This window comes from Mucilaginibacter sp. SMC90 (genome assembly GCF_022811725.1).
In the GTDB taxonomy this organism is placed as follows: domain Bacteria; phylum Bacteroidota; class Bacteroidia; order Sphingobacteriales; family Sphingobacteriaceae; genus Mucilaginibacter.
The window spans coordinates 7,035,851-7,062,642 of the sequence record NZ_CP094527.1; the positions used below are offsets into that span (position 1 = coordinate 7,035,851).

Below are 26,792 nucleotides of genomic sequence, written 5' to 3' on the forward strand. Positions count from 1 at the left end.
CAGAGTCCGTCCCGTTCGGGGTTGCAAAGGTAAAAACCTTTTTCTTATTTCCAAAAAATAATTTTTTTTATTTTTTGGTGGTTTTTTGCGGCGTTTCCTTCTCTCTTTCTCCTTGCCCCTCAGCGCCTTGCAAACCTTTTTAAGAACTCCCGCTCCTTTTCGAAGCGGCTGCAAAGGTGCGAATTTCTTTTCTCTTTCACAAAAGATTCTGAATCTTTTTTTCTTCCCTTTTCACCCTTTTCTAACCCTTTAATGAACTATCCCGCTATCTCGTTTGCGGGCTGCAAAGGTACGCGCTTTTTCCTTCCCTCCAAATTATTTATACCCTTTTAACTTAATACTAACTTAACAACCTATTTATCAATAATAAAAAGTTTATACAGCCTCCCTCCCGGCGGCCTTTTCCCGCAGAGTTTACATACTTCCATGTTCAAAACAATCATTCAACATTTATGAATAACCTTTATTAAAGTCTCAATTCCCTCATTTGCTATGCCACACTATTATATATAGTATGAAACCAGCCTATTTCTACAAATCTTTTGCACCGCTGGTGCAGCCACGTTAATATATCGGCCATCAATCAATATCATATAAAAAAAACAGGCTATAGGCGGCGAAGTTCTGACACTCATGTTATAACGACCTACCTCAATCGTATTTAAAACAGTGCGCTTAAACATATATATACCGCAACACACAAACGGCCTGTGATGTCCCCATTCAATCATATAGTTTCTCTGATCAATAAGGCCTCAAAAAGCGGCATACGTTATATAAGAAACAAGCGTTTTTACCCTGTTAATTATACAAGCAGGATATACCTAAACCAACAATAGTTAAAAGATGTTAAATACACCTTATATATAGGCAGCGAGCCAATGCCTCGTCATATATTAGCGGCTAAATAAAAATTGATTGATTTATATTATTAACTATCTTTGCAGAATGTTTAAAAAGCAACTAACGTTATTAGCCAGTGTTTTAGCTATCGTAATTATTACGCTTGGCAGTTGTAAAAGCAAATACGAAAAGTTAAAAGCAAGTAACGATTACGCCAAAAAATACCAGGAAGCTATCAAGTACTATAACAAAAAGGACTATAACAAGGCTTTAGGCTTATTTGAGGTACTGGTTGAACGTTACCGTGGCCGCGAAGGTGCAGAGGATCTTTTTTACTACTATGCGTTTACGTATTACAAACAAAAGGACTACACTTCGGCCAGGTATCACTTTAAAACATTCGCAGATAACTACCCTTCAAGCCCGAGGGCTGAGGAGTGCCGCTTCTTTTCGGCTTATTGCTATTACCTTGATTCGCCGATATACTCACTTGATCAGGATAATACATTAAAAGCTATCGACGCTTTACAGTTGTTTATTAACCTTTATCCAAAAAGCGACCGTGTAGCAGAAGCCAGCAAGCTGATCCAGAACCTGCGTGATAAACTGGAAACAAAAGCTTATGCCAATGCCAAGCTTTATTTAACTATCAGCGATTACCAATCGGCAGTGATTGCGTTTAACAACGCACTACGCGATTACCCTGATACCAAATATGGCGAAGAAATGGAATACCTTATTGTTAAGGCGCAATACCAGTATGCTTACCATAGCTTTGAAACTAAACAGGAAGATCGTTTTAACCAGACTATTGCCTATGCCGATCAGTTTGCCGAAAAATATCCGAACAGCAAATACCTGCATGAAACACAGACCTATGCAAAAGACAGTCAGCAAGGTATAAAACAAGCTCAGCGCCTTATTGCCGAAGCAATGAGCAATAGTAAGCTTGCCAAAAAGCTGGCCACTAAAGATACTGTAACAACAACAGCGCCGTCTGAAAAAAATCAGCCGCAAAAAATACCATATTAATTAAGATATATTAAAGAGTTTAAATTAAGATATGACAGCTAACAACAGTAATAAACCAGCAGCAGCCAGCAGCACTGTAACCCGCGATTTACGCGAGCTGGATACCAAAACCGAGAACATCTATGAGTCGCTTGTGATTATGTCAAAAAGGGCTAACCAGATCTCGAACAATATTAAAGAAGAGCTTCACCAGAAACTTTCTGAGTTTGCATCATCAAATGACAACCTTGAAGAAGTGTTTGAAAACCGTGAGCAAATTGAAATTTCAAAACATTACGAAAAACTTCCTAAACCATCATTGGTAGCGGTTCAGGAGTTTTTAGATGGTAAAGTTTACTATCGTAACCCAATTAAAGAAGCATAAGCCCCCGGCTCCCTAAGGGGAGTTTAGGAAACTTATTCATGAAATAACAAAAAACTCCCGTATGGGAGTTTTTTGTTATTTTTAACTTTTATAATATAATCATTCCCTCTTTAGGGGTAGGGGCATATGAAAAACATTGTTTTGGGAGTTTGCGGAAGTATTGCTGCATACAAATCTGCTTTTTTGGTAAGGCTGCTGGTAAAGGCAGGGGCTAACGTTAAAGTGGTGATGACTACAGACGCTGCTCATTTTATAACGCCGCTTACCCTTTCAACCCTTTCAAAAAACCCGGTATTGGTTGATTATTTCAAAGCTGATACCGGCGAATGGAATAATCATGTTGAACTTGGGCTTTGGGCAGATATGATGATCATTGCCCCCGCAACAGCCAATACGCTTGCCAAAATGGCTAATGGCCTTTGTGATAACTTGCTTAGCGCCGTGTATCTATCGGCCAAATGCCCGGTTTATTTTGCCCCGGCTATGGATCTGGATATGTGGCTGCACCCCGCTACACGTCAAAATGTAAGCAGGCTGCAATCCTTTGGCAACGTCATGATCTCGCCGGGAAACGGTGAACTGGCCAGTGGCTTGTATGGAGAAGGCCGCATGGCCGAGCCTGAAGAGATTGTTACCTTTTTAGAAAACGAATCAAAAAAAAAACTCCTTTTAGCCGGTCATAAAATTCTGGTAACCGCCGGACCAACGTATGAGGCTATAGACCCGGTTAGGTTTATCGGCAATCATTCGTCGGGTAAAATGGGATTTGCCATTGCCGATGCGTTGGCGTTGATGGGTGCCGATGTCACTTTGGTAGCGGGCCCTACTGCACAAATCAGTAAACAACAATCTATAACAAGAGTGGATGTTACTTCTGCAGCGCAAATGCTTGAGGCCTGTCTTTCTGTTTATCCCGGCGTTACGGCCTGCATCATGAGTGCCGCCGTAGCTGATTACACCCCTGCGAACGTTGCCAGCCAGAAGATCAAGAAACAGGACGACAGCTTCAACATCGAATTAAAGAAAACCACCGATATATTAAAAACCCTGGGCGAAGCCAAGCGCGAAGGGCAGATATTGGTTGGCTTTGCGCTTGAAACCAACGACGAGGAAATGAACGCAATAACCAAGTTGCAAAAGAAAAACCTTGATTTTATTGTGCTAAATTCGCTTAACGATGCGGGTGCCGGCTTTGCAGGCGATACCAATAAAATAACCATTATTGATCGCGACCTCAAAAAAAACACTTTCGACCTGAAAAGTAAGGAAGCAGTAGCCCTCGATATTTGTAATAAAGTTGCCCAACTGATAAACGGATGAAAAAACTGTTGCTCTACACAGTGTCGATGTTTCTTTGCTGCCAGGCGCCTGCTCAGGATCTGAATGCCCGTGTACAGGTGGTATCGCCTAAAATTCAGGTTGCCAATAAACGTGTATTCCAAACCCTGGAAACTGCCATGAAGGATTTTCTGAATGGCCGTAAATGGAGCGCCGACCCCATTTTGCCGCAGGAAAGAATTGATTGCAATTTTGTGCTGAACATTACCAACTGGGATGGCAGCAGTAATTTTACCGGCGAACTGCAGGTTCAATCATCACGCCCGATTTTTGGGTCGTCCTATACCTCCACGCTGTTAAACCTTAATGATAAAGACATCAGCTTTAGCTATACCGAAGGGCAAACCATTGATTATACAGATCAAAACTTTCAGGGTAACTTAAGCTCCATTATGGCTTTTTATGCCAACGTTATTGTTGGCCTTGATTATGATACCTTTTCGAAATTTGGCGGCACTCCTTATTTTTTGGCCGCCCAAACGATAGTAACCAACGCGCAAACATCCTCATACAGTGGTTGGAAAGCTTTTGATGGCAACGTAAACAGGTATTGGCTGTCCGAAAACCTGAATAATAAATTATATAATCCGCTGCGCAGCTTTTTGTACGACTATCATCGCAATGGCCTCGATATCATGTCGGATAATGTGAGCAAGGGACGTAAAGCTATTGATGGCCTTTTGCCCCTGTTACAGCAGATAGACAGACAACGCGTTGGCGCTATGCTCCCCCTTATATTTTATACGGCAAAAAGTGATGAGCTGGTTTCTATTTACAGCAAGGCCGATAACCAGGAACGGCTAACGGCCATGAACCTCTTTTTACAACTTGATCCTGCCAACGGCAATAAATATCAAACATTGCAAAAATAGGTAAAGAAGATGTGACTATAGCCATTGTTTATAGGCTTGATATTGATATATTGCCATTGCAACTTTACCTTTATCACAATGAAACTAAACCTCAATCACTGGAAAACCGCACTTCTTTTTACCCCATTCTTAATTGCTTATTTGCTTAGCCAAACTTTAAATAACACGCTGGCTAACTATAACCGGGTGCATCAGATATCCAATATTCTTAATGGGCTTAATACTTTTATACTTATTGGTATTCAGGCATATTTACTGATCAGGTTTAATGCTATCGCGATTAAAAGAAATGACTTTTTCAAGATCAATGCGCTGGTTCCGCTTATTTATGTAGGCGTTTCATTATTGTATACTATCTATTTATCAGTTTTAAAACAAGCGCCACTTACTATAGCACCTGCACATGAAGGCCCCGTTAGCCTGGCTCAGATTCCCGGATATGGGATTTTGATCCTGGTACTTGTGCTCCACGCTTTCATTACCTTCTTTTTTATAAATAATCAATATGTTTCAAGAGAGATCAGGAAGGTACAGAACCCGGCAGAACAGGGTGCTTTGATCAATGATTTTCTAAATCCTATGCACCTGATTTTAAAAGCATCGGTAATTGCCGTGGTTGTAAGTTTTGTGCTTTCAATATTCCATGACCTGTTGAGGTTTTAAATCCGGACGAATGCTGAAGATGCATTGACAAAAGAGGGCTGGCCACGAAGACTCAAGCACAAAGGCTCCATTTTTTAACTTGTCATGGGTAGGTTTAAAGCAGGCTGCCTCCTATTCACTAAGCCTGATCAAGTAAAAACGATCTAAAGTAGCTGCCCTTTTCTTTTTGATGATAAAGGGCAGGCTCAGGTTTTCGTGAGGAAAATCCTGAAAGGCTTTGATGGTACTATAATTAATTCCCTTTGCTTTTAACTCAGCTATTACTTTTTCATCAGCAACAATGATTTGATTCTTTAGCGTATCGTTTTTCACGATAGCGTCAACATTGGTATAGGTAGCCTTGCCTTTGTAGTAAAAATCAAAAGTGTTTGATAAAACTGTAGCGCTAACTTTTTGCTGTGGATAGTTTTGATTTAGATATTCGGCCGCAGAAAGATCTCCGCGGTAATCAACAATAGTTGGGTAAGCAACTGAAACCAGGTAAGCGTTCACCAGGATAGATACGACGCATGTAAACAAAAATATTGGCTGATAAACTTGTGTTGGCTTTTTATATATGTAGATGGATAACGCTATAAACCCAGCAATTAACAAAACAAACAGGGGCCAGCATTCGGGCGCGAAGATAAAATTAAGCGCAATAACAGCTATCAATAAAAGGGCTGTCATTATATATTGCGCGATCTTGAAAAACTTAAACCCGGCACCAGTTTTTAATGAACCAATAAAAACCGCCGTTATAATAGCAAAAAACGGGAACAGGATATTGGTATAAAAAGGTAGCTGAAACTTGGATGCCGAAAAGATAAGCAGCATCAATACCCCGCCCGAAATACATAGATACTCGGGCTGTGCCACACGTTTAACCATTTTCCTGATGGTGGCAAAAAGCGCATAAAACAGGATGATTGCCCAGGGTGCAAAAGCCCAGAGTAAGGTATGTACAAAAAACAGTTTATCGCCGTGGGTATTGGTGATATAGCCATTATTGTTGAAACGACCGAACTGGCTATCCCATAAAAACCAGTGAATTCCCGAGATTCCCGTGCGACCAAAAACAACTTTTTCGGGATGAAGATCAAACTGGGTGTATACCGAATAGATTTCGGGTAAGGAAAAAATCACTACCAATATAAATGCGAGCAGCCATTTCCAATGGAAAACACCTTTAATATTCCCCTTAAATAAATAATCGCCAATAATTGCAGTCCCAATCGGGATGAGCAGGTAGATACCTTTGGTCATTACCGCGCAGGCCGTAAATACTGATGCCAGCAATACATCGGCCATGCTGAACTGTTCTTTTACTTTGTAAAAATGATACACTGCCCCCATAAGCAGGCCCATAATATAAGGTTCGGCACGTACATCGGTATTTGACATTACGCTGTGTTGCGCTGTAAGCAATATCAGGATAGCAATAATGGCTGTTTCATCACCATAAAACTTTTTGGCCAATTTATAGGTGTAAACTACCGCCATGAAAAAGAACAACAAAGCAGGCAATTTATAGGCAATGGTATTTACTCCTAAAATTTTAAAGCTGATGGCAATGGCCCAAAAAGGAAAATGAGGTTTATCAAGCCAGTCGGCACCGTGATACATCAAATCGGTAAAATTGCCGCTTTGCGCTATGTTCCGGGCCAGGGCCGAATACAAAGCCGGATCATCGGTAAAGAACCGGATGCCAATACCCGCTATATTGAGTACGATGGCCAATAGCAGCACTACTAAGTAAGGCCGTTTTTGTGATGAAAAAATTGAAGCTGCTGAACTATCCACTAAAAATATTTATGCCCAAAAATAGCTGAATTTTAATTATTCCACGGCAGGTATTTGGGCTGATCATTATTGACCAGTTTGGGCTGTTCAGAATTTAACGCCTGCCCTTTTAAAACCCGTTCGTACAGCGTTAGGTACGCATCGGCCATTTTACCGATGTTAAAGTTATCAGCCGCATACTCATGACAGTATTTCTTATTAAAGTTTTCAACGTTTTTAAGCCCGGCGGCTAATTCAGATTTACTTGCCGAGAGCAAGCCAACCTCTGCAGGTACCAGTTCGGGCAATGATCCGTAAGGGGTGCCGAAAACCGGACATCCAAAATAAAGACTTTCAATAATGGCTATCCCGAACGGTTCATGCCATAATACAGGGAAAAGCAGCGCTTTCGAACTGTTCATCACTACCGATTTTGCTTCGTCCCCTACCATACCCTTAAAACGAACATTTAAGTTAGGTGTAAAACGCAGTCCCATTTTTAGGTTAAGCCGGGTACCGCCAAGTACTACCAGTTTATTCCCGCTCATGGTAGCTACATCAATAGCACCTTTTACATTTTTGATCCGCCAGGCAGCTTTAGCAAGAAAGTGGGTATGGGTACGCTTGTTATTCAGATCGGGAATCTGGTAATCGGCTGTATCAATTGCATTATGTACAAACATCGTTGAGCCATGCCTTTGCGCATGATTGGCCGATACAAATACCGAATTAAGATCCAGCTGCACTCCCCCCGGGTTATTATGAACCGTAACTATATAAGGCTTTTTAGTAAAACCACTCACCTGGAACTGGAAGTGTACTACATCGATATCATCGGGTACCTGCTGGTTGATGTCTTCAGCTGGATCATAAGTCAACACCTTTGCAAACGGACAGCTTGATCCCTCGCCTACCAGGTAAGTGATTTTGTGACCAAGCCTGTTTAACTCGCGGCCAAGCCACCAGATAATACGTTCGGTACCACCGTATTTAGTTGCCGGGATTGGGGTATTGTTTACGATGAGGATGTTCATAGATATTTGGCAAAGATAATATTAGCAGCGGAATGAGTCGTTCAATAATTGTCTGAACCATGATTTATAGGATTTATGGATTCCCCCGATACTCGAAACTCTAATCCAAACAATCCATAAATCCCATAAATCAAGGTTCATTTCTTAAACCATTTCCTGCTCGCCACCAATAACCCAAACTCTTCCGAGGGGTATTTTTCTGTTGATTTATGATGGATCTTATGCGCCCGGCGAATCCCGGTCAGGTAGCGGTTATCGCTTTTAAAAGCTTTAAAGCGGTTATGGATAAACCAGTCGTGAAAAATGAAATAGATGGTTCCGTAAATACTTATCCCTGTACCTATCCAAAAGTGGTAGTCCAAACTCAAATGACCAACCCACATCAGCCATAAAGCAAAAGTCGCGAAGCCTATGCTAAACAGGTCGTTCAATTCAAACCAGCCGTGCCTTTGCTGGTGATGGGTTTTGTGGATAAACCACAACGGGCCGTGAAAAAGGTATTTATGCATAGCCCAGGAAATGAGTTCCATCATTGCAATTGTTGATATCACAATCCCTATGTCTGCCAATGCTTTCATGATCATTTAGCTGCTACGTTCCGCGCTATCAGGTTTTCCATTTTTAGGTTGTTTTCATCTTCGTGATCACCATAGCCGGTCTTCTTGAAAATCAGCTTTCCTCGCTTATTGAAGATAATAACCGTTGGATATCCCCTAAAACCAAACTGCCTGTCGGGACATTTGTTTTTGTCATCAGGCGTATATTTAGCTAAAGTTTTGCCTGTATAAATTTTTTCATTGCAACCGGGTATAAAGTAAACAGGTAGCTTAAAATCCTGCCGCTTACTAAAATCCTTATACAGCTGCACAAAATTCGCTATCGACTTATCCTGCGCAATAAACCGCTTAACTATGCCGCTATCGGTTTGGCATAATGTTATGAAACAAAAATTCTTATTATCCTTGTACTTAGCGTAAAGCTTGTGCAGCATCCCCATCTCGCGAAAACAGGGTGGGCACGGCACAAACCAGCAATCAATGAACAACACTTTATTTTGGCCCAATTGCTTTAGGGTTGTATGTTTTCCGCTGATATCATAAACTTCAATATCAGGTACCGATTTGATTTGTTTGGTTCGCGCATTAACCGTAAGGCCGATCAAAATTAAAAATGCGAATAAGGAATAGGTTATCACTTTCATAACAGAAGTATTTACCACTAACTTAAAACTAAAAAAGCGGCTATCAAATGATAACCGCTTTTAAATATTCAAATTAAAAATCCGAAATCGAAAATCCCGATTCCGAAATTAAATATGTATCGCCCTGTTTTCAGTAGCTGCTAAACACGCTTCGCGCATGGCTTCGGTGTAAGTTGGGTGAGCATGGCTCATACGCGAAATATCTTCGGCACTTGCACGGTACTCCATAGCCACAACAGCCTCGGCTATCATATCTGCAGCACGCGGACCAATCATGTGTACGCCTAAAATTTCGTCGGTAGTGGCATCGGCCAATACTTTTACAAAACCATCAAGGTCGCCGCTTGCACGGGCACGACCGCTTGCTTTGAATGGAAATGAACCTGTTTTGTATTTAACACCTGCTGCTTTCAATTGCTCTTCTGTTTGGCCAACTGCGGCAACTTCCGGCCAGGTATAAACTACTCCGGGGATCAGGTTGTAATCAATATGTGGTTTTTGGCCGGCAATAATTTCGGCAACCAGCGTACCTTCATCTTCGGCTTTGTGGGCAAGCATAGCGCCTTTGATCACATCACCAATAGCGTAAACACCTTTAACTTTGGTTTCCAGGTGCTCGTCAACTGTGATTTTACGACCGCGCTCTTCAACGGTAATGCCTATGTTCTCTAATCCTAAACCATCGGTATAAGCAATACGGCCAACAGCTACCAGGCAGTAATCGCCTTTCAATTCTTTCTTTTCACCTTTAGGGGTATCAAAGCTAACGGTTACTTCTTTGCCTTTTACAGCAGCTCCGGTAACTTTATGACCCAGGTAAAATTCCATACCCAGTTTGGTCAATACTTTTTGCAACTCGCGACCTAAGCCTTTATCCATAGTAGGAATAATACCATCCATAAATTCAATTACAGATACTTTGGCACCTAAACGTGCATAAACCGAACCCAGCTCCAAGCCGATAACGCCACCACCGATCAATACCAGGTGTTTAGGCACTTCGCTCAGGGTTAAAGCCTCGGTTGAAGTAATAATGCGTTTTTTATCGATTGGCAAAAATGGCAGTGCCGAAGGTTTTGAACCTGTGGCAATAATCACATTTTTACCGGTGATCTCGGTAACAGTACCATCGCTCTTTTTAACGGTGATGGTATTTTTATCTTTAAATGACCCTACGCCAAAGTGGGTGTCGATCTTGTTTTTCTTCATCAGGTAGCTGATACCGCTGGTGTTGGCATCAACAACTTCCTGTTTGCGTTTGATCATCTGCCCAAAATCTATCGAAAGATCTTTCAGGTTGATGCCATGTGTTTTAAAAGCATGAGCGGCATTGTGGTAATGTTCAGACGAATCAAGCAGCGCCTTTGAGGGGATACAGCCCACATTAAGGCAAGTACCGCCAAGGGTATTATACTTTTCAACAATTGCGGTTTTTAAACCCAGCTGGGCACAGCGGATAGCGGCTACATAACCACCGGGGCCCGAACCTATAACTATAACATCATATTGCATAGTAGTGTGTATTTTATGGTGGGCAAAGTTAAGGATTATTGTCTGAACCTGAATTTATCGAGTTAAGGAATTATCAGAATACCAGGCAAATTCTAAAAATTCATTTAATTCAGACAAAATCCCGACAATCTTTTAATCCCATAAATCATGGTTCAGATTTATCCCAAACTAACAGCATTTTAACCTATTTGTAACAGAACCGCTGATAAATCGGTTTATCATGAACTGTTTATTAAATTAGCCCAATTAACCCGACTGATCTCATGAAGAAAATCAACCTTTTTTTCGCGCTGGTGTTGCTATGCACCGGCGTTAATGCCCAAAGCACTTATGTAAAGGAGCATTTCACCAAAAAAGATGTGTACATCACCATGCGCGATGGTGTAAAACTGTTCACCTCAATTTATACCCCGAATGACGCTTCGCCCAAAAACAAGTATCCGATGATGATGCAGCGTACCTGCTACAGCATTGCCCCATATGGCGAGGATAAATACCCGGCAAGACTTGGCCCATCTGAAATTATGATGAAAGAGGGTTATATTTTTGTTTACCAGGACGTACGCGGCCGCTACAAAAGCGAAGGCACCTGGACCAACATGACCCCGGTTATCGACAACAAAAAAAGCAAAAAAGATGTCGACGAAGGTTCTGATACCTATGACACTATCGACTGGCTGGTTAAAAACGTAGCCAACAACAATGGCAAGGTTGGGCAGTATGGCATCTCCTACCCGGGATTTTACACCGCTGCGGGCATCCTTTCAAACCATCCGGCCCTGAAAGCTTCATCGCCGCAGGCCCCTATCTCCGATTTCTTTTTTGACGATTTCCACCATAATGGTGCTTTTATTGAGGGCTACTTTTTTACCTTCCCGGTATTTGGTGTTCAAAAAACGGATACAACCAGCAAAGCCTGGTATACCATGCTTAAACCCGATAGTAAAGATGGTTATCAATACCTGTTAGATTTGGGCCCGCTTAAAAATGCCGATAAATTTTACAAGGATAATTTCTTTTGGCAGGAAACCATTAATCATCCTAATTACGATGAGTTTTGGCAAAAACGCGGACTGTTGAAACACTACGGCAAAGTAAAACCTGCCGTGATGCTGGTAGGCGGCTGGTTTGATGCAGAAGATCTAACCGGTCCGCTGGCTATTTACAAAACCATTAACAAAACCGATCCCAGCGCCTACAATACCATTGTGATGGGCCCATTTGGGCACGGCCGCTGGTCGCGCGAAACGGGGCATACCATGCACAGCAATGTTTACTTTGGCGATAGCGTGGCAACATTCTATCAAAAAAATATCGAGGCTAAATTCTTCAATCACTTCCTGAAAGGCAATGGCGATAAAAACTCGGGCCTGCCTAATGCCTATATGTTTAACACCGGCAAAAAAGAATGGGCAACATTTGATAAATGGCCTGCCCCAAATGCCGTACACGAAAAAATGTTTTTAGGTGCCGATGGCAAGCTGTCAACCACTCAAGCAGCATCTGCCGGTTCAGTTTCATACGTAAGTGATCCGCTTAAACCGGTTCCTTATACTGAGGACAATACCACTACTATGGGCTTTACGCCGCACAATTATATGAGCGAAGACCAGCGCTTTGCCGGTCGCCGCCCGGATGTGTTGGTTTATCAAAGTGAGGTTTTAAATGATGATGTAACCCTTGGCGGCGAGATCATGGCACACCTTAAAATTGCAACCACAGGTACCGATGCCGATTTTGTTGTGAAGCTGATTGATGTTTATCCGTCAGATGAGCCTAACAATCCATACATGCCTAATAAAAACATCATCCTGAGTAATTATTGGCAAATGGTACGTTCGGAGGTAATGCCGGCACGTTTCCGTAACAGCTTTGAAAAACCAGAGGCATTGGTAGCTAATCAAAAAACTGACGTTAACTTCCGCCTGCAGGATGTGCTGCATACCTTCAAAAAAGGTCACCGTATTATGATCCAGGTACAAAGCACCTGGTTCCCGATAGTGGCTCGCAACCCACAAAAATATGTGGAGAACCCTTATAAAGCAGATGAAAGTGATTATATCAAAGCTACCGAAACAGTTTATAACGATAGCTTTATTGATGTGCAGGTGTTGAAATAGTTGGTAGTGATCAGGCTTACCATTTTTGTCATTTCGACCATAGGGAGAAATCTTATACGAGCAAAGAGCAAACCTGCAAAGCAGCTTTACAGAGCGTATAAGATTTCTCTTTCGCGCCACCTCATGATGCCCCCGCTGCTCCATCGAAATGACATGCGTTAAAAAAACTTTAACTTAGCTATTATGGATACCTTTTAACCTGTTACAATTAAGTACATGAAAATAAAACAACTATATCTGGCAGCGCTTACCTTACTAAGCACCGCAACAATTAGCCAGCAGGCCAGTGCCCAGCTCCTGAAAGAAAAAGAGCAGTTTACCCATGCCGATTCACTTCGTGGTATGCTTACTCCTTTGCGTACCTGTTATGATATCAATTACTATCACCTTGATGTGAAATTTGATATCGATAAAAAATTCATCAGCGGCAGCAACCAGTTTAAATTTACCGCCACGCAGGATTTTACCAAACTCCAGTTCGATCTGTTTGCCAACCTAAAAATTGAAAAGGTTGTTTATAAAGGAAAAGAGGTAGCATTTACCCGCGATGGTAATGCCGCATTTGTTACTTTCCCTCAAACTATAACTAAAGGCAGTAAAGATGAGTTTACCGTTTATTACTCGGGCAACCCAACAATAGCGGTAAACGCTCCCTGGGACGGAGGCGTTGTCTTCAAAAAAGATTCGTTGGGCAAACCATTTGTAGCCACTGCCTGCGAAGGTATTGGCGCAAGCATCTGGTGGCCTACTAAAGATCAGCTGGCCGATGAGGTTGATAGCATGATGATCAGCATCAGCGTGCCCAAAGGTTTAAAAGATGTTTCTAACGGCAGGTTGCGTAAAGTAACCCCGCTTAAGGATGGTTATACCCGGTTTGATTGGTTTGTAGCCAACCCGATCAACAATTATGATGTGGTTGCCAACATTGCCGATTATGTACATTTTGACGATACCTACATGGGCGAAAAAGGCAAACTCAGCCTTGATTACTGGGTGCTGCCAACCAGCCTCCAAAAAGCAAAAAAGCAATTCGCAGCCAATGTAAAACCTATGTTAAAGGCATTTGAACACTGGTTTGGCCCCTACCCTTTTTATGAAGATGGTTACAAACTGGTTGAAACACCTCACTTAGGTATGGAACATCAAAGTGCCACAGCCTACGGCAACCGTTTTTTAAATGGTTACCTGGGTTATGATATGTCGGGCACCGGATGGGGTACCAAATGGGATTACATTATTGTACACGAAAGCGGGCACGAATGGTTTGGTAATAACATCACCGATAAAGACGCTGCCGATATGTGGATTCACGAAAGTTTCACCTGCTACTCCGAGTCGCTTTTTATTGAGGATAACTGGGGTAAAAAAGCCGGATTGGATTACAACTACGGCTTAAGGCTCACCATTAATAATGACAGCCCGATAGTTGGTGTTTATAATGTGAACAAAGAGGGCTCGGGCGATATGTATTCTAAGGGTGCGGTTTTCCTTAATATGATCCGCACTATTATTAATGATGATGAAAAATGGCGCGGCATCCTGCGCGGGCTTAACAAAACTTTTTACCATACAACAGTTAGCTACGATGATGTGGTAGGTTTTATAAACCAGCAATCGGGCATGGACTTCTCGGCAATTTTTGATCAATATCTGCATCACCGCAGCCTGCCCGTTCTTGAATTCACCAGTCACGAAAATAAACTTTATTGCCGGTGGATAGCCGAAGCAAAAGATTTCAATATGCCAATCAGGGTACGTGTTAAGGGGGGCGAATATAAATTCATTACGCCAACCAGGAAGCTTAGCCCGGTTGAAATTGAAGGTGCCACTAAAGATAATATCGAAATTGATTATTTAAACTACTACGTGGGTTCGCTCATGGATTAAATCAAGAATAAATGAAAAAGAAACTAATGAATATATGCGCCTTGTCGATAGCTATTTTAGGCGCTGCATTCCAGGTTGCTCATGCTCAATTAGGTACCAACAAGCAAACATTTACCCGTGCCGATTCGCTTCGGGGCAGCTTAACGCCATTGCGCACCTGTTATGATATCAGCTACTACCATCTTGATGTTAAATTTGATATCGATAAAAAATTCATCAGCGGCAGCAATCTGTTTAAATTCACTGCTACTCAAAACTTCAGCAAACTGCAGTTCGATCTGTTTGCCAATTTAAAAGTAGAGAAGGTACTTTACGAAGGTGCCGAGATACCTTTTACCCGCGAGTTTAACGCCGTGTTTGTTACCTTCCCAAAAACAATAAAAAAAGGCAGCAAGGATGAATTTACTGTTTATTACTCGGGCAATCCAACCATAGCTAAACATGCCCCATGGGATGGCGGCGTAGTTTACACTACCGATTCGCTTGGAAAACCCTGGGTGGCAACGGCCTGCCAGGGTATCGGTGCAAGCATTTGGTGGCCTACTAAAGATCATCAGTATGACGAGGTGGACAGCGCCCTCATCAGCATCAGCGCACCCAACGGTTTAAAAGATGTATCTAATGGCAGGCTGCGCAAGGTAACCGATCTGAACAACGGCTACACTCGCTTTGATTGGTTTGTGGCTAACCCCATCAACAATTATGACATAGAAGCCAACATTGGCGACTATGCCCACTTTGAAGGCACTTACCAGGGCGAAAAAGGTCCGCTAACGCTTGATTACTGGCCGTTAAGCTACAACATTGATAAAGCCAAAAAGCAATGGGAACTTGACGCTCCGCGGATGCTTAAATCATTTGAATACTGGTTTGGCCCTTATCCTTTTTATGAAGATGGCTACAAGTTAGTTGAAACGCCGCATTTGGGCATGGAACACCAAAGCGGTACAGCCTATGGCAATCACTACCAAAACGGCTACCTCGGTCGCGATCTTTCAGGCACAGGCTGGGGCCTCAAGTGGGACTTCATTGTGGTACACGAAAGCGGTCACGAGTGGTTTGGTAATAACATCACCTCAAAAGATGTAGCCGATATGTGGATCCACGAAAGTTTTACCAATTATTCCGAGTCGCTGTTCATTGAAACCTATTATGGTAAACAAGCCGGGCAGGAATATGTGAACGGTACCCGCAAAAACATTCGTAATGATAAACCCATTGTAGGCCCATACGGCGTAAACATGGAAGGCTCGGGCGATATGTATTATAAAGGCGGCAACCTGTTAAACATGGTGCGCACCATCATCAACAACGATGATAAATGGCGCAGCATCCTCCGCGGACTTAACAAAACCTTCTACCATAAAACAGTTACCTATGATGATATTGTGGGTTACATCTGCAAACAGGCGGGCATGAACCTGGCCCCGGTATTTGACCAGTACCTGCATTATAAAGATATCCCAACCCTGCAATTTGTTGTTAAAGACGGCAAGCTTTACTCAAAATGGGTAGCTAATGCCGAAGGGTTCAACATGCCGGTAAGGGTACGCGTTAAAGGCGGCGGGTATATCTTTATTAAACCAACCACCCAGTTTACCCCTGTCAAAATTGACGGCATAACTAAGGACAATGTAGAGGTGGATACCTTTAATTATTATATAAAAGTTGATTGAGTGAATGGTTGATTAGGTGAGTGGTTTAGCCCAAAAATAAAAGCAAGACTTAGGAAGTTTTAAAAACTTCCTAAGTCTTGCTTTTATAAGGTGAGAAAGTTAACCCCAAAACCAACCACTCACTCAATCAACCGAATCGACCACTCACCTACCCACCCCACAAAAAAATCCAAATCCCGTGCAACTTTCCTCCCCCTGCCGGCGTCTAATTTGAAAACGAAACTAAAACAACCATTATGAAATCTATTTCAAAAATATTATTAGCCGCCGTATTGGCAGCGGGAACAACAGGTTACACTACGGCTAAACCAGTAAACCCTATTGTTAAACATGCCGATCAAACCACGCAGGATCGTCATTTATCAGGTTTCAGCGCTATTGACCTTGCAGGTTCATTTGATGTTTACTTTACCCAAGGCTCAAACGAATCGGTAAAAGTTGAAGCGCCTTCAGACGTGATCGACAAGATCATTACCGAAGTTCAGGGCGGTGTATTGAAAATTTATAGTAAAAAAGGTACCAATTGGGATAACTGGAGTTTTGGACGCAACCGTAAAATGATAGTCCATGTGGTAGCTAAAGATATGACCAGCATTAACGTTGCCGGTTCGGGCGATGTTTATTTTAAAGAAGGGATCACCACCAATTCATTGAAACTAAAGGTAGTTGGCTCGGGCGATATGCTGGGCATAGTAAATGCTAAAAACCTCGACAGCAGTATTTCGGGTTCGGGCGATATGAAACTTTCGGGCCGTGCCGATAATTCGAGAGTGAATGTTGTGGGCTCAGGCGATTTTACCGCCCGCGATCTGATCACCATTAACACCGAAGTGCATATAGCCGGTTCAGGCGATGCCACCATCAATGCCAGCAGTAAAATTGATGCCTCCGTAAGCGGTTCGGGCGATGTGCATTACACCGGCGGAGCTAAAAACATTTCGAGCTCAAAAGCTGGCAGCGGAGATATCGAGAGGCTTTAAAAGCCCTGCCTAACAGTAACCTGTTAAAATATATCGCAGCGTCATTGCTGAGGTACGAAGCAATACCCGATTTGCAGGTCCGCCCTGTATAGTTCGCGATTGCTTCGTACCTCGCAATGACGCTTTTTTTATAATCTGACGAAGCTGCTTTTATTCCGCTTCTTAGTATCTTTATACAAAGATGTCCATCAACCATTCCTGTCGTTCACATGAAAAAGCTACTCTTCATCCTTGTTGCTGCCTGCTTTTACGCATGCAATAATCCATCAAAACCAACTGCAGATACCTCTGCCGATTCATCAAACAAGCCTTACGAAATAAAAACCGGGGGCAGCAAAATGATCAAGGTTGCCGGGAAGTATAACGTGTGGACAAAAAAAGTTGGTGATGGCAAAATAAAAGTATTGCTGCTGCATGGCGGTCCGGGGTTTTCACATGACTATTTAGAATGCTTTGAGGATTTTTTGCCGAAAGAAGGCATCGAGTTTTATTATTACGACCAATTGGGCTGTGGTAATTCGGATATACCTGCCGACACCTCTTTATGGAACACTCCCCGCTATGTTGAAGAGGTAGAAGAAGTACGCAAGGGCCTGGGGCTTGATAATTTTTATATACTCGGGCATTCGTGGGGCAGTATGCTGGCTATGGAATACCTGCACAAATACCAATCGCACGTTAAGGGCGCTGTATTGTCAAACATGACGGCGGGTATCAAAGGCTACGTTGCGTATGCTGCTGAATTAAAGAAAAAGTTTTTCACGCCCCGTGATATCGCCGTATTTGACTCGTTAGACAGACTGAAACAATACGACTCGCCCCAATACAACGATCTGCTGATGAATAAGCTTTATACCCAGGTTGTTTGCAGGCTTCCAATAGAGAGTTGGCCCGAACCGCTGTGGCGTGCTTTTAAAAAAGCCAACCACACTATTTATATACAAATGCAGGGTGTTGATGAGTTTCACGTAACCGGCAATTTCAAGAACTGGGAATTTTGGGATAAACTACCTGATATCAAAGTGCCAACGTTGGTTTTAGGCGGTGTACATGACGAAATGAATCCGGAGGATATGAAAAAAGAAGGCCGTTTACTGCCCAACAGCCGTACCTATCTTTGCCCCAATGGCAGCCACCTGAGCATGTATGATGATCAGCAAAATTATTTCAAAAATCTACTCGCATTTTTGAAGGATGTTGACGCAGGTACATTTACAGCAGATAAAAAGTAAAACACCAATTATTAATACAGCATCTTTTATTTTAACCACCACACTTTTATGAAAAAGTTATTTACCTGCATCATCACCATGATGACCTTTACTGCGATAAATACTTATGCGCAGTTAACACCGCAACCCAGCTCAACACAAAGTATTGCGCAGGATTTTGGCCTCGGAAAAATCAATCTTACTTACTCGCGTCCTGATGTAAAAGGCCGCAAAATATTTGGAGGCCTGGAGCCTTATGGGGCCGTTTGGCGCACGGGAGCAAATTCGGCCACGGTAATTAAATTTACCGATGAGGTGAGCATGGAAGGCAACAAGATCCCGGCAGGCGAGTACGGTCTGTTCAGTATTCCCGGCGAAAAAGAGTGGACAATCATCCTCAGCAAACAGCCGAAACAATGGGGTGCGTATCTGTACAAGGAAGCCGATGATTTCCTGCGCTTCAAAGTAAAAACAGAACGTATCTCTGCACTTACCGAAACAATGACGCTCGCTTTTACTAATGTAACCACTACCAGCTGCGATTTGCAAATGATGTGGGAGCACAGCGGTTTCACGGTCCACATGACCACCGATATCGACGCCAAGGTAATGGCACGGATCGATTCGGCCATGAAAACTGATAAAAAACCTTATTACGAAGCTTTGATCTACTATTACAACAATAATAAAGACATGGACAAAGCATTAGCCTGGGCTACCGAGCTGGAAAAAAACAAAGATTTTCCGCCATTTGTTCCTAAACTATGGAAGGCACGGATCTTATTGAAAAAAGGAGATAAAGCCACAGCTATAACAACCGCGCAGGAAGGTGTAAAAATGGCCACCGCCACGAAAACGGATGAGTATATACGTTTAAATAATGAGGTGATTGCGCAAGCGAAGAAATGATATATTAATCGCCTATCATCGCTAATAAAAAACCTTGCCAGTGATATTGGCAAGGTTTTTTTGTTTATAAAGTAAGAAACAAATCTTAAAAAAGATTGGGTTTGTGCGATTCCCCTCTTGAGAGGGGCGGAGGGGTGTGTTTCTGCTTTGATAAGTCTACCGCAGAAACACACCCCTGCTACCGCTCGTTCCTCCGCGCCCCCTCTCAAGAGGGGAATTTTTGGTCTTAAAACCTTGTATAAAAAGCCACCTGAGCTACATGGTTTACCACATAGGCATCGGCTTGTTTAATATATTGGTTAAGATAACCCGCTTCGGCATCAAATGATTTACTGAAACGGTAGCCAACCGCTACGTAAGCACGGTTTTGATCAAAGAAATGCTTGTTTACTTTGTTTTTGTTTTGCACGTTTACAAAAGCCTCGTTTTGCAGGGCGAGGAAGGTGCCTTTTGTAAATACGTCCGAATCAGGTTTCATCGGGATCACTGCACGGGCAAAATACCTGAAACGCTGGGCAAAATATCTGTCGTTTTTATTATCGGCAGTATTTCCTAAAAAGCGCTGTTCTAACCTCAGACGGTGAGCCAGCTGTATATGCTTGGTAAGCTTGTGGGTATAAGTGTACTGCTGCCAGATCCGGTGCTCCGGACGAAAAGTTGTTTCATTAGCGGGCGTGCGGCCGTAAGTAGCAATATAGGCATACCCTAACGCACCTACTTTGTTCTTGGCAAAATAGTAATTGGCCGAAGGACGAAGCAGGATATGTTTAAGATAACTTACCTCATCATGCGAGCGCAATTGCCCGTCGAAAGAGTAGCCCCAATGCTCGGATAATTTATGACTATGAAAAATAGCCGCCCAGCCCGAAAACTGATTGTCTTGTGCAAGCAGCTTTGCAGGCGCCGCAAGCAGTAGTACTGCAAAAATTAATAGTTGTTTTTTTAATTGCATGGATATTATATGTGTGTTATAAAGGTTAACATTTATTAAAGATAATAGAAATCATGGCATTTCGATAACGTACGGGCGACATGAGCGCCGGGGCAAAAGAGCAATCTTATACACCGCAAAGAGCTATCGTAACTGGTTAAAGCAAGATGTACAGATTTTCTCCTCTTTCAACATTCCCTAACCTGTTCATCAAAATGACCATGTTTATATTTTAAATCAATCTTTAAACTTCACCAGTGTTTGGCGGCCCAGGTCAACCGTTACCCTAAAGGCCTCCTGATTGCTGCTGTAACCAGGTGTTTGGTGCAGGCTCAATATAAACTGCCCTTTTACACGTTTGTACAAAAACGGCGTGTAAATGATATCCAAACGGTTATAAGTTTTCTTTTCAAAAAAAGCATCACCATAAATAATATGGCTGCCCTGGCCTTTGTAAAACTCATCAAACAAGGCAAAACGTTTCCAGCTTAAATAGGCGTTGGCCACAAAGCCGGTAGGTGTCCTGAAACCATCAACACCACGTACCCGTTCAAATGATGTCATAGCACCTGCTTCAATAGATAACGAATCTAAAATGGTTTTATGACTGAAGTCGAGCCCTAATCTTATTTGCCCGCCACCATTATCCTGGATATGATCGTTAGGCAGCAAAATTTCCGCACCGGCATCATGCATCAGCAAAAAATAGTGTGATAAATAAAAAGGTCCGGTTAAGCTTGGTCGGTATTTACCCGAGAAACCAAACAGGAACTGCTCCCGGTCTGTAACCGTTTGGCGGCTTACCCAGTCAATCCAAACTGTTTCGGTTAAATGATCATTATGAAAACGTGTAAGCAAACCTTCAACGTTTGGGCGGTAGTACCGTAAAGTATCGTTTAACAAAGCCCGGGGATAGTCATCCAGTAAACCTTCCCGCGGGAAAGCACCGGCGTTAAACAGCCAGTTTTTGCCGGTAAAGCTGTAATATACCACCGGGTTAACTTTCAAAAAATAAGGTTTAGCGCCAAACTCGTGAATACCGTTAACACCTACAATGAAATGGTTCACACTATCCACATTTAAACCAAGGTCAAGCGCGGTACGCACGCCCGAATAGGTACGCGAGCGGGCCACAAAATCCTTGTATTCGCGGTTATCCATAAAACCTAAGCCGTTAAAATGAATATCAAGGCTGCCTTGCGCCAGGGCTGCAGTAGTGGTTATTATCGAAAAAAAGATTAAAAGGTATATGCGTTTAAACATAGCTGATTTTATTTTACTGTAATATTGATGCTCTTGCTGTTACGTCCCCCAAAAAAAGGTTCGGTACGGAGTGAAAAAATGAGTTGGTATCGGCCCGGCTGATCAGGCACCTTTACGTTAAATTTAAAATGAGTGCTTTCGCCGGGTTTCAGGGCAATATTATGAAACGAATCGTCGGCTTCCTGATTAGTGATCTGATCTGTCTTTTTAAAGAAACAGGCTTCAAAAAACACCGGATGTTTTTGATCTTTATTACTGAAATCGATGGCAAATGGATAAGGGTTTTTAACCGTCAGATCGAAATCAATTTTCTGCCCTGCATTAACTGTTGCTTTATTTAAAGGCGCTTCAAATTCAACCCGCTGATAGGTACGGGTATCATCAACCCAGCCGCCGTACCACTTACCGGCAAATATGTTAATGGAGTCGGTTGTTACGCCAGGTACCCAAACATCCAATAAGTAATAAGTTTTTTTATGCTGAATGCTGTCTTCTATCGGCCAGATATCATATTGGGTGCGGCGGTAATGGCGCGAATCATAAGCCAATCCGTGGGTGGTATTATTGTAAAAATTGTATTTGGAAGGATCCTGAAAACCTTCGTAAAAAATCACATAATTATCACCCGCCTTTTGTTTGATTTGATGTGCCCAGTCCTTAAAACCAAAAAAGCTTTTCATTGCATCTATTTTTAACAAAAAGGGCGGCCCCCATATAATACAGATGCGTACAAGTAAAATCAGGCTTACATTTACAATAGCCAAACGATTAAACCAGGCTGGTTTGCCCCCGGGCTTTGCAAAACTGATAAGAACCAGCATGCTCAGCGGCACATAGGCAATAAGCGTCCAATGGAGCTGTACCTCGCCTTTAAAAGAGGTAAGAAAGAAAAACAGCAAAATCCCCACACTGTTCACAAGTAAAGTACGGGTAAAAACATCCTGTATTTTAGCGCCGAAACCTTTATAGAATAAAAACCAGCCAATCAGCGGCCCTGCCATCAGCAATTGCCCCAGCGGGTATAAATAGGTATTATCCAACTGATAATCATCGGCCGAGCGCTCATTAAGGTGATAGCTTATTGAAGGGTAATCATGGCGTACCTGCCATAAAATATGGGGTATATATAAAGCCACAGCCAGCAGCACAATGCCATAAAAAGTACCCCGTTTTAATAATTTGATATTAGAAGCCAGCGTGAAAGCTATCAGCAAAATACCATGATACTTGCTATACAGCAGGCACGCTATTACAACGCCTAATATAACAGCCAGCTTTAAACTATCCTGTTCAATATACTGCTGATAAAAATAGAGGAATAGTACCGTGAAGAATAGCAACGGCGCATCGGGAGTGGTGGTAAAGCCATAAATGTGAAATACAAAGATACCCGAGATCACCAATATGAAGTTAACAGCATTAACTTTATACCGTTTTAACATAACCCACATCAGGTATAACGACGCGGTGGTGCTGATAACTGTGAATAACCTCACCCCAAATTCATTATGTATGAGACTGTAGCCTGCTTTAATAAAAACGGCTACCATGGGCGGATGATCATAATATCCCCAGTCTAAAAACCGGGAGTAAACCCAATAGTACGCTTCATCTGCATGGATCTCGAGCGTAAATGCCTGTACAGCATTTAGCAATGCCCACAATAGTAAAAAATAAATTATTGGCTTATTATATTTTACCTGCGCACTATTTAAAGAAGTATCCTGCATTAAAATGGATGAGTAAATGAATGGGCAAAGGTATGATAAAAGATATAAGCCATAAAACCTTGGCGGCAGCGATGTGATAATTTGACGAAATTATACCACAATCTTCATAATTTAGCATAGCTGTAAAGCCTTAACTCTTCTGATAAAAATGAAACAAGAATTTGAGGTTATAAAAAATACCCGCCAGATGTTGCTTAGAGTTGTTGAGGGCCTTACCCCCGAACAACTTAATCATATACCTTCCGGGTTTAATAATAACGTGATCTGGAACCTGGCCCACATCATCTCAGGGCAACAAGGTATTTGCTACACCCGCGCAGGCGTACCTATTGCAGTAGATGATAAATTTTACGCCCCTTACCGTCCCGGAACAAGCCCCCGGGGTTTTATTGATGCCGATGATATAGCTGAGGTTAAAGAACTGCTTATTTCAACCATTGAAAAGCTGGAAGAAGATTACCACGCGGGTATTTTTGCAAATTATCCAACTACCACAACCAGCTCTGGTGTTACACTAAATAATATTAACGAAGCCATCCGCTTTGTGCCATTTCATGATGGTTTGCATACGGGCTATATAATGGCTTTAAAAAGGGCAGTTTTAGAAGAGATGAGCAAGCTTGTTTAATAAACTATTTTACTAAACGGGATTCCCACTGTTAACCCAATTGCAGTTTTGTTATAAGGCAGATGGGTACCATTTAAGGAATTATTCATATCCTGAAGCAATAGCTGTGCTTCAAAATTAATAGCGGGGACACCTTTTTTATCGATCAAAACAATGGGGATGCCTATAATGGAGTTGAGAGCCTTATAACTCCCCCAATTTTTCTCGATCCTGAAACTAATGCCAACATGCGAGGTGCCGGGAATATATACCAGCTTGCCCGCTGCAACCGGTGTTATAAAGTTTTTATATTCACCAATGTACCTGTTACCCCTATTTATGATAACCGTATTGATACCGTCTGTGCCTTGTGTTCCTGAAATATCTGCGCTGAGTAATGAACCGCTTTGTACCGAATTATTAATAGAGCCCTTGCCCGTAAACGTTAAAAAGATCCGCCCCAATTTAGGGCTCTCCCAAAATTGGGTATGGCTCGCAAATAATTCGAGCGGATAGTTATAGTGTTTGTTAACAGCACTGTTAACGTTGTCACTAACCATAAATTTTTGTGGTATAACCGGAATATAAATCCCCAGGGTTGTCCAGTTATCGGTAACCAGATTAAAACTGGCCGCATTTACCATCAATTCCGATTGTTGTTCGGAAAACTGCTGAAGATAGTCAGCGCGCAGTGCGGCATAGAAGTTTTTACGAAGTTTGCCTTTTGCTTCAGTCAGATCTTGTCCTGGCACTTCATCCTGCTTCAAATTGCTAAGTGATTGTTCAAACTCTTCGGCTTTTTTGTTGATGTTTTGGGCAATTGTATTTACCATTAATGCACGGGCAGCATCCATTTGCTTTTTGAAATCACCATTTGCCAGGTAATGCGTTTTAGGCTTTCCCATCCATGTATTTTGAATAGTGAACCCAAGCTGATTGTCAAAATACCGGTTTGCAGTCTTTGCCGAATATGCATTGGCAATGTTTACCCTTGCTCCCACTACCACAAATGATCTTACCCAATCATCACTATCTACCGGCTGGTGAAAATTATGATTGATGCTGATCATTCCTTCTGCCGCGTTAATATTAACATAGTTTTTGTACAAAGAAAGATCCTCATTTCCGGAGAGATAAGAGCTCACTTTGTTTGACAGGAAAATATTCATGGCTTTGTTGGAGATCAGCATCCCCTGCCCGTTATTATTGTTGTAATTGGTTACCTTACTATTTACCGCTTTGATCTCATCGATGATTTGCCCGCGGGTTTGGGCTTTCAAACCATCCATTTTGCAGCACAAAAACAGCAGGCAACACAGTACAACTTTTGCCGGGTTTCCTTGTGTCAGGCCAGGCCCCATTGCTGTGTAATTTGATTGGTAAAAACTTTTTGGCAATCGGCATTGAGCAGGGTTTTACGGGCGTTGAGCCAGCGGGTGGCTGCATCTCCGTACATCCTTTGAATCCGTTCGGGAGTAACTTCATTAGCTTTGCCCCAATGAAAAGTAAAGGGGATATTTTCATGTTCAAGCATCAGCCACACCTGGGTGTAAAAATCATAAGCCTTGTCTGATAACGGTGCATCCAGTTCCATAATACAGGTATGTTCAAAACGTGTAAAGCCCAATGTAGCTTTTGTTTGCTTAACAAACCTGAAAGAAAACACACCACTGAAAGGCCCTATATCCTTATTGATCTTCAGCATCAGGTCAGCAACCTTTGGCGAAAGCTCGGCCGGGAAACCAATTGCAGAGCTTAGCAATTTGCCCCTTAAAGTAGTATTGCTAAAAATTTCGCCCAGTGTACCAAAGTGAGGCTCAGTATTAGTCGTCATGCTGGTGTTTAGCACTTTGGTAACCACAATAGGGATCAAAGCAGGTACGGCATCAGTAATAGTACCTATAAAGCTTGCTGCATCATCCCCCGGACCAATCCCAGCCGCGTTGTCAACAGGTGGTTGATAGTTGGTTCGATATGGCCGCTTATACATGGTGGTTATAAAGGCTCCTTTATCCAGATCATACGGATTTAACAATACCGAAAAATGGAACGGGCGTTCACTGCCGCACGGCAACTTATTGGTTTTACTAAAATCAAGTGTTTCCATCATACCACGCAGTTCGGTATCGTAAGGCAATCGCTGCACATAAGTTTCTAATAAAAACAATGGCTCTGTTTCCATTAACATCCCGTGGATGATGCCAAAACTGCCAAAACTTACCAAAGCAGCGTTGAAAAGTTCATCGTCCTGTACCAATTCTGTTTGCAGCAAATCCACAAACCTTTGCGCTACTACTGGTGCAGAGGCCCGTTCCAGCCAAATGTGCCTATCGGGGCTTAATACAATATGCAGCCCTACCACAAAATCAGGCGTGGCACCAAAGTCAAATGCCGAACCATGGGTTCCCGTGCTCACTGCACCGGCTATGGTTTGCCCGTTGCTGGCTCCGGATGTTTTAAGTGACAAGCCCCTGTTTTTCAAAAATGCACCCAGCTCCCAAATGCCGTTTCCGCTTTGTGCAAAAAGCAGCTGATCTTTATTACCGGCATAAGCCGGGTTTACGGCCGTATCTGCAACCGAGAACCTGGTATTAAGTGGCTTTGTATCCAGCATTACGCCATCTTTAACGGTGGCTATTTTTGTCCATGACCAGCCAGCGCCTAATGATCGTAATGGAGTGTTGGTATCTATGGCTTCTTTAATCAGGTTTTGAAGGCCTTTGGTGGCGTCATTGTAACCTTCAAGTGCATCGAGGTTATCCTCGTTCCCTAATTCATACAAATCTTTTATCTGCTCAATAAAAGTTTCGTGCCGGTTTTCCCAACTGCTAACTCCTGTTTTAATTACTTTCATAGCT

Annotated in this window: 22 protein-coding genes; 12 read left to right on the forward strand and 10 right to left on the reverse strand. The window is 42.4% G+C overall.

Annotation, left to right across the window (positions count from 1 at the left end; genetic code table 11):
* Positions 1-948 precede the first annotated feature (948 nt).
* The 5 genes from MTO98_RS29325 to MTO98_RS29345 all read left to right on the forward strand — a co-directional run bounded on the left by MTO98_RS29325 (position 949) and on the right by MTO98_RS29345 (position 5,112).
* A complete protein-coding gene (locus tag MTO98_RS29325) occupies positions 949-1,875 on the forward strand; it encodes an outer membrane protein assembly factor BamD (RefSeq protein WP_243482587.1) in 927 nt (308 codons plus the stop codon).
* Positions 1,876-1,906: 31 nt separating this feature from the next.
* Complete coding sequence (locus MTO98_RS29330; RefSeq protein WP_243482588.1) at positions 1,907-2,239, forward strand: DNA-directed RNA polymerase subunit omega; 333 nt, start codon at positions 1,907-1,909, stop codon at positions 2,237-2,239.
* A gap of 126 nt (positions 2,240-2,365) precedes the next feature.
* Entirely contained in the window at positions 2,366-3,559 is a 1,194-nt protein-coding gene (gene coaBC / locus MTO98_RS29335) for a bifunctional phosphopantothenoylcysteine decarboxylase/phosphopantothenate--cysteine ligase CoaBC (RefSeq protein ID WP_243482589.1), read from the forward strand.
* Complete coding sequence (locus MTO98_RS29340; protein WP_243482590.1) at positions 3,556-4,449, forward strand: DUF4835 family protein; 894 nt, start codon at positions 3,556-3,558, stop codon at positions 4,447-4,449. Before coaBC ends, MTO98_RS29340 begins: the two co-directional genes overlap by 4 nt.
* Before the next feature lie 78 nt (positions 4,450-4,527).
* Positions 4,528-5,112 (forward strand): hypothetical protein, encoded by a 585-nt coding sequence (locus MTO98_RS29345; protein WP_243482591.1) that lies wholly within the window; start codon positions 4,528-4,530, stop codon positions 5,110-5,112.
* A 111-nt stretch (positions 5,113-5,223) separates the two neighbouring features.
* Here MTO98_RS29345 and MTO98_RS29350 read toward each other — a convergent pair whose 3' ends face one another.
* The 5 genes from MTO98_RS29350 to lpdA all read right to left on the reverse strand — a co-directional run bounded on the left by MTO98_RS29350 (position 5,224) and on the right by lpdA (position 10,620).
* Complete coding sequence (locus MTO98_RS29350; protein ID WP_243482592.1) at positions 5,224-6,894, reverse strand: glycosyltransferase family 39 protein; 1,671 nt, start codon at positions 6,892-6,894, stop codon at positions 5,224-5,226.
* A gap of 32 nt (positions 6,895-6,926) precedes the next feature.
* Complete coding sequence (locus MTO98_RS29355; protein WP_243482593.1) at positions 6,927-7,907, reverse strand: glycosyltransferase; 981 nt, start codon at positions 7,905-7,907, stop codon at positions 6,927-6,929.
* Positions 7,908-8,044: 137 nt separating this feature from the next.
* Positions 8,045-8,485 carry a sterol desaturase family protein gene (locus tag MTO98_RS29360; RefSeq protein ID WP_243482594.1) on the reverse strand — a complete coding sequence of 147 codons (441 nt, stop codon included), beginning with the start codon at positions 8,483-8,485 and terminating at the stop codon, positions 8,045-8,047.
* A 2-nt stretch (positions 8,486-8,487) separates the two neighbouring features.
* Positions 8,488-9,108, reverse strand: coding sequence for a TlpA disulfide reductase family protein (locus tag MTO98_RS29365; RefSeq protein ID WP_243482595.1), 621 nt, complete (start codon positions 9,106-9,108; stop codon positions 8,488-8,490).
* 108 nt (positions 9,109-9,216) lie between these two features.
* Positions 9,217-10,620 carry a dihydrolipoyl dehydrogenase gene (gene lpdA / locus MTO98_RS29370; RefSeq protein ID WP_121234164.1) on the reverse strand — a complete coding sequence of 468 codons (1,404 nt, stop codon included), beginning with the start codon at positions 10,618-10,620 and terminating at the stop codon, positions 9,217-9,219.
* A 263-nt stretch (positions 10,621-10,883) separates the two neighbouring features.
* Between lpdA and MTO98_RS29375 the strand changes: the two genes are divergently transcribed.
* The 6 genes from MTO98_RS29375 to MTO98_RS29400 all read left to right on the forward strand — a co-directional run bounded on the left by MTO98_RS29375 (position 10,884) and on the right by MTO98_RS29400 (position 19,403).
* Positions 10,884-12,740 (forward strand): CocE/NonD family hydrolase, encoded by a 1,857-nt coding sequence (locus tag MTO98_RS29375; RefSeq protein ID WP_243482597.1) that lies wholly within the window; start codon positions 10,884-10,886, stop codon positions 12,738-12,740.
* Between the two features lie 216 nt (positions 12,741-12,956).
* Positions 12,957-14,627: a M1 family metallopeptidase gene (locus MTO98_RS29380; protein WP_243482598.1), complete on the forward strand. Its 1,671-nt coding sequence runs from the start codon at positions 12,957-12,959 to the stop codon at positions 14,625-14,627.
* Between the two features lie 11 nt (positions 14,628-14,638).
* Entirely contained in the window at positions 14,639-16,303 is a 1,665-nt protein-coding gene (locus tag MTO98_RS29385) for a M1 family metallopeptidase (RefSeq protein WP_243482599.1), read from the forward strand.
* 236 nt (positions 16,304-16,539) lie between these two features.
* Positions 16,540-17,283, forward strand: a complete 744-nt coding sequence (locus tag MTO98_RS29390; protein WP_243482600.1) for a head GIN domain-containing protein — start codon at positions 16,540-16,542, stop codon at positions 17,281-17,283.
* A 209-nt stretch (positions 17,284-17,492) separates the two neighbouring features.
* The gene (locus MTO98_RS29395; protein WP_243482601.1) at positions 17,493-18,515 is read left to right on the forward strand and encodes a proline iminopeptidase-family hydrolase; all 1,023 of its coding nucleotides are present in this window, start codon (positions 17,493-17,495) and stop codon (positions 18,513-18,515) included.
* A gap of 48 nt (positions 18,516-18,563) precedes the next feature.
* Positions 18,564-19,403: a DUF2911 domain-containing protein gene (locus tag MTO98_RS29400; protein WP_243482602.1), complete on the forward strand. Its 840-nt coding sequence runs from the start codon at positions 18,564-18,566 to the stop codon at positions 19,401-19,403.
* Positions 19,404-19,629: 226 nt separating this feature from the next.
* Here MTO98_RS29400 and MTO98_RS29405 read toward each other — a convergent pair whose 3' ends face one another.
* From MTO98_RS29405 to MTO98_RS29415, 3 genes are all read right to left on the reverse strand, one after another.
* Positions 19,630-20,355 carry a DUF2490 domain-containing protein gene (locus MTO98_RS29405; protein WP_243482603.1) on the reverse strand — a complete coding sequence of 242 codons (726 nt, stop codon included), beginning with the start codon at positions 20,353-20,355 and terminating at the stop codon, positions 19,630-19,632.
* Positions 20,356-20,571: 216 nt separating this feature from the next.
* A complete protein-coding gene (locus MTO98_RS29410; RefSeq protein WP_243482604.1) occupies positions 20,572-21,597 on the reverse strand; it encodes a hypothetical protein in 1,026 nt (341 codons plus the stop codon).
* Positions 21,598-21,605: 8 nt separating this feature from the next.
* Positions 21,606-23,327, reverse strand: coding sequence for a glycosyltransferase family 39 protein (locus MTO98_RS29415; protein WP_243482606.1), 1,722 nt, complete (start codon positions 23,325-23,327; stop codon positions 21,606-21,608).
* 148 nt (positions 23,328-23,475) lie between these two features.
* Between MTO98_RS29415 and MTO98_RS29420 the strand changes: the two genes are divergently transcribed.
* Positions 23,476-23,955 (forward strand): DinB family protein, encoded by a 480-nt coding sequence (locus tag MTO98_RS29420; RefSeq protein WP_243482607.1) that lies wholly within the window; start codon positions 23,476-23,478, stop codon positions 23,953-23,955.
* Here MTO98_RS29420 and MTO98_RS29425 read toward each other — a convergent pair.
* Both MTO98_RS29425 and MTO98_RS29430 read right to left on the reverse strand, forming a co-directional pair.
* On the reverse strand, positions 23,952-25,295 hold the full coding sequence (locus MTO98_RS29425) for a hypothetical protein (protein ID WP_243482608.1): 1,344 nt from the start codon (positions 25,293-25,295) through the stop codon (positions 23,952-23,954). The two genes, MTO98_RS29420 and MTO98_RS29425, sit on opposite strands and share 4 nt — an antisense overlap.
* On the reverse strand, positions 25,280-26,788 hold the full coding sequence (locus MTO98_RS29430) for an FAD-binding protein (protein WP_243482609.1): 1,509 nt from the start codon (positions 26,786-26,788) through the stop codon (positions 25,280-25,282). Before MTO98_RS29430 ends, MTO98_RS29425 begins: the two co-directional genes overlap by 16 nt.
* Positions 26,789-26,792 lie beyond the last annotated feature (4 nt).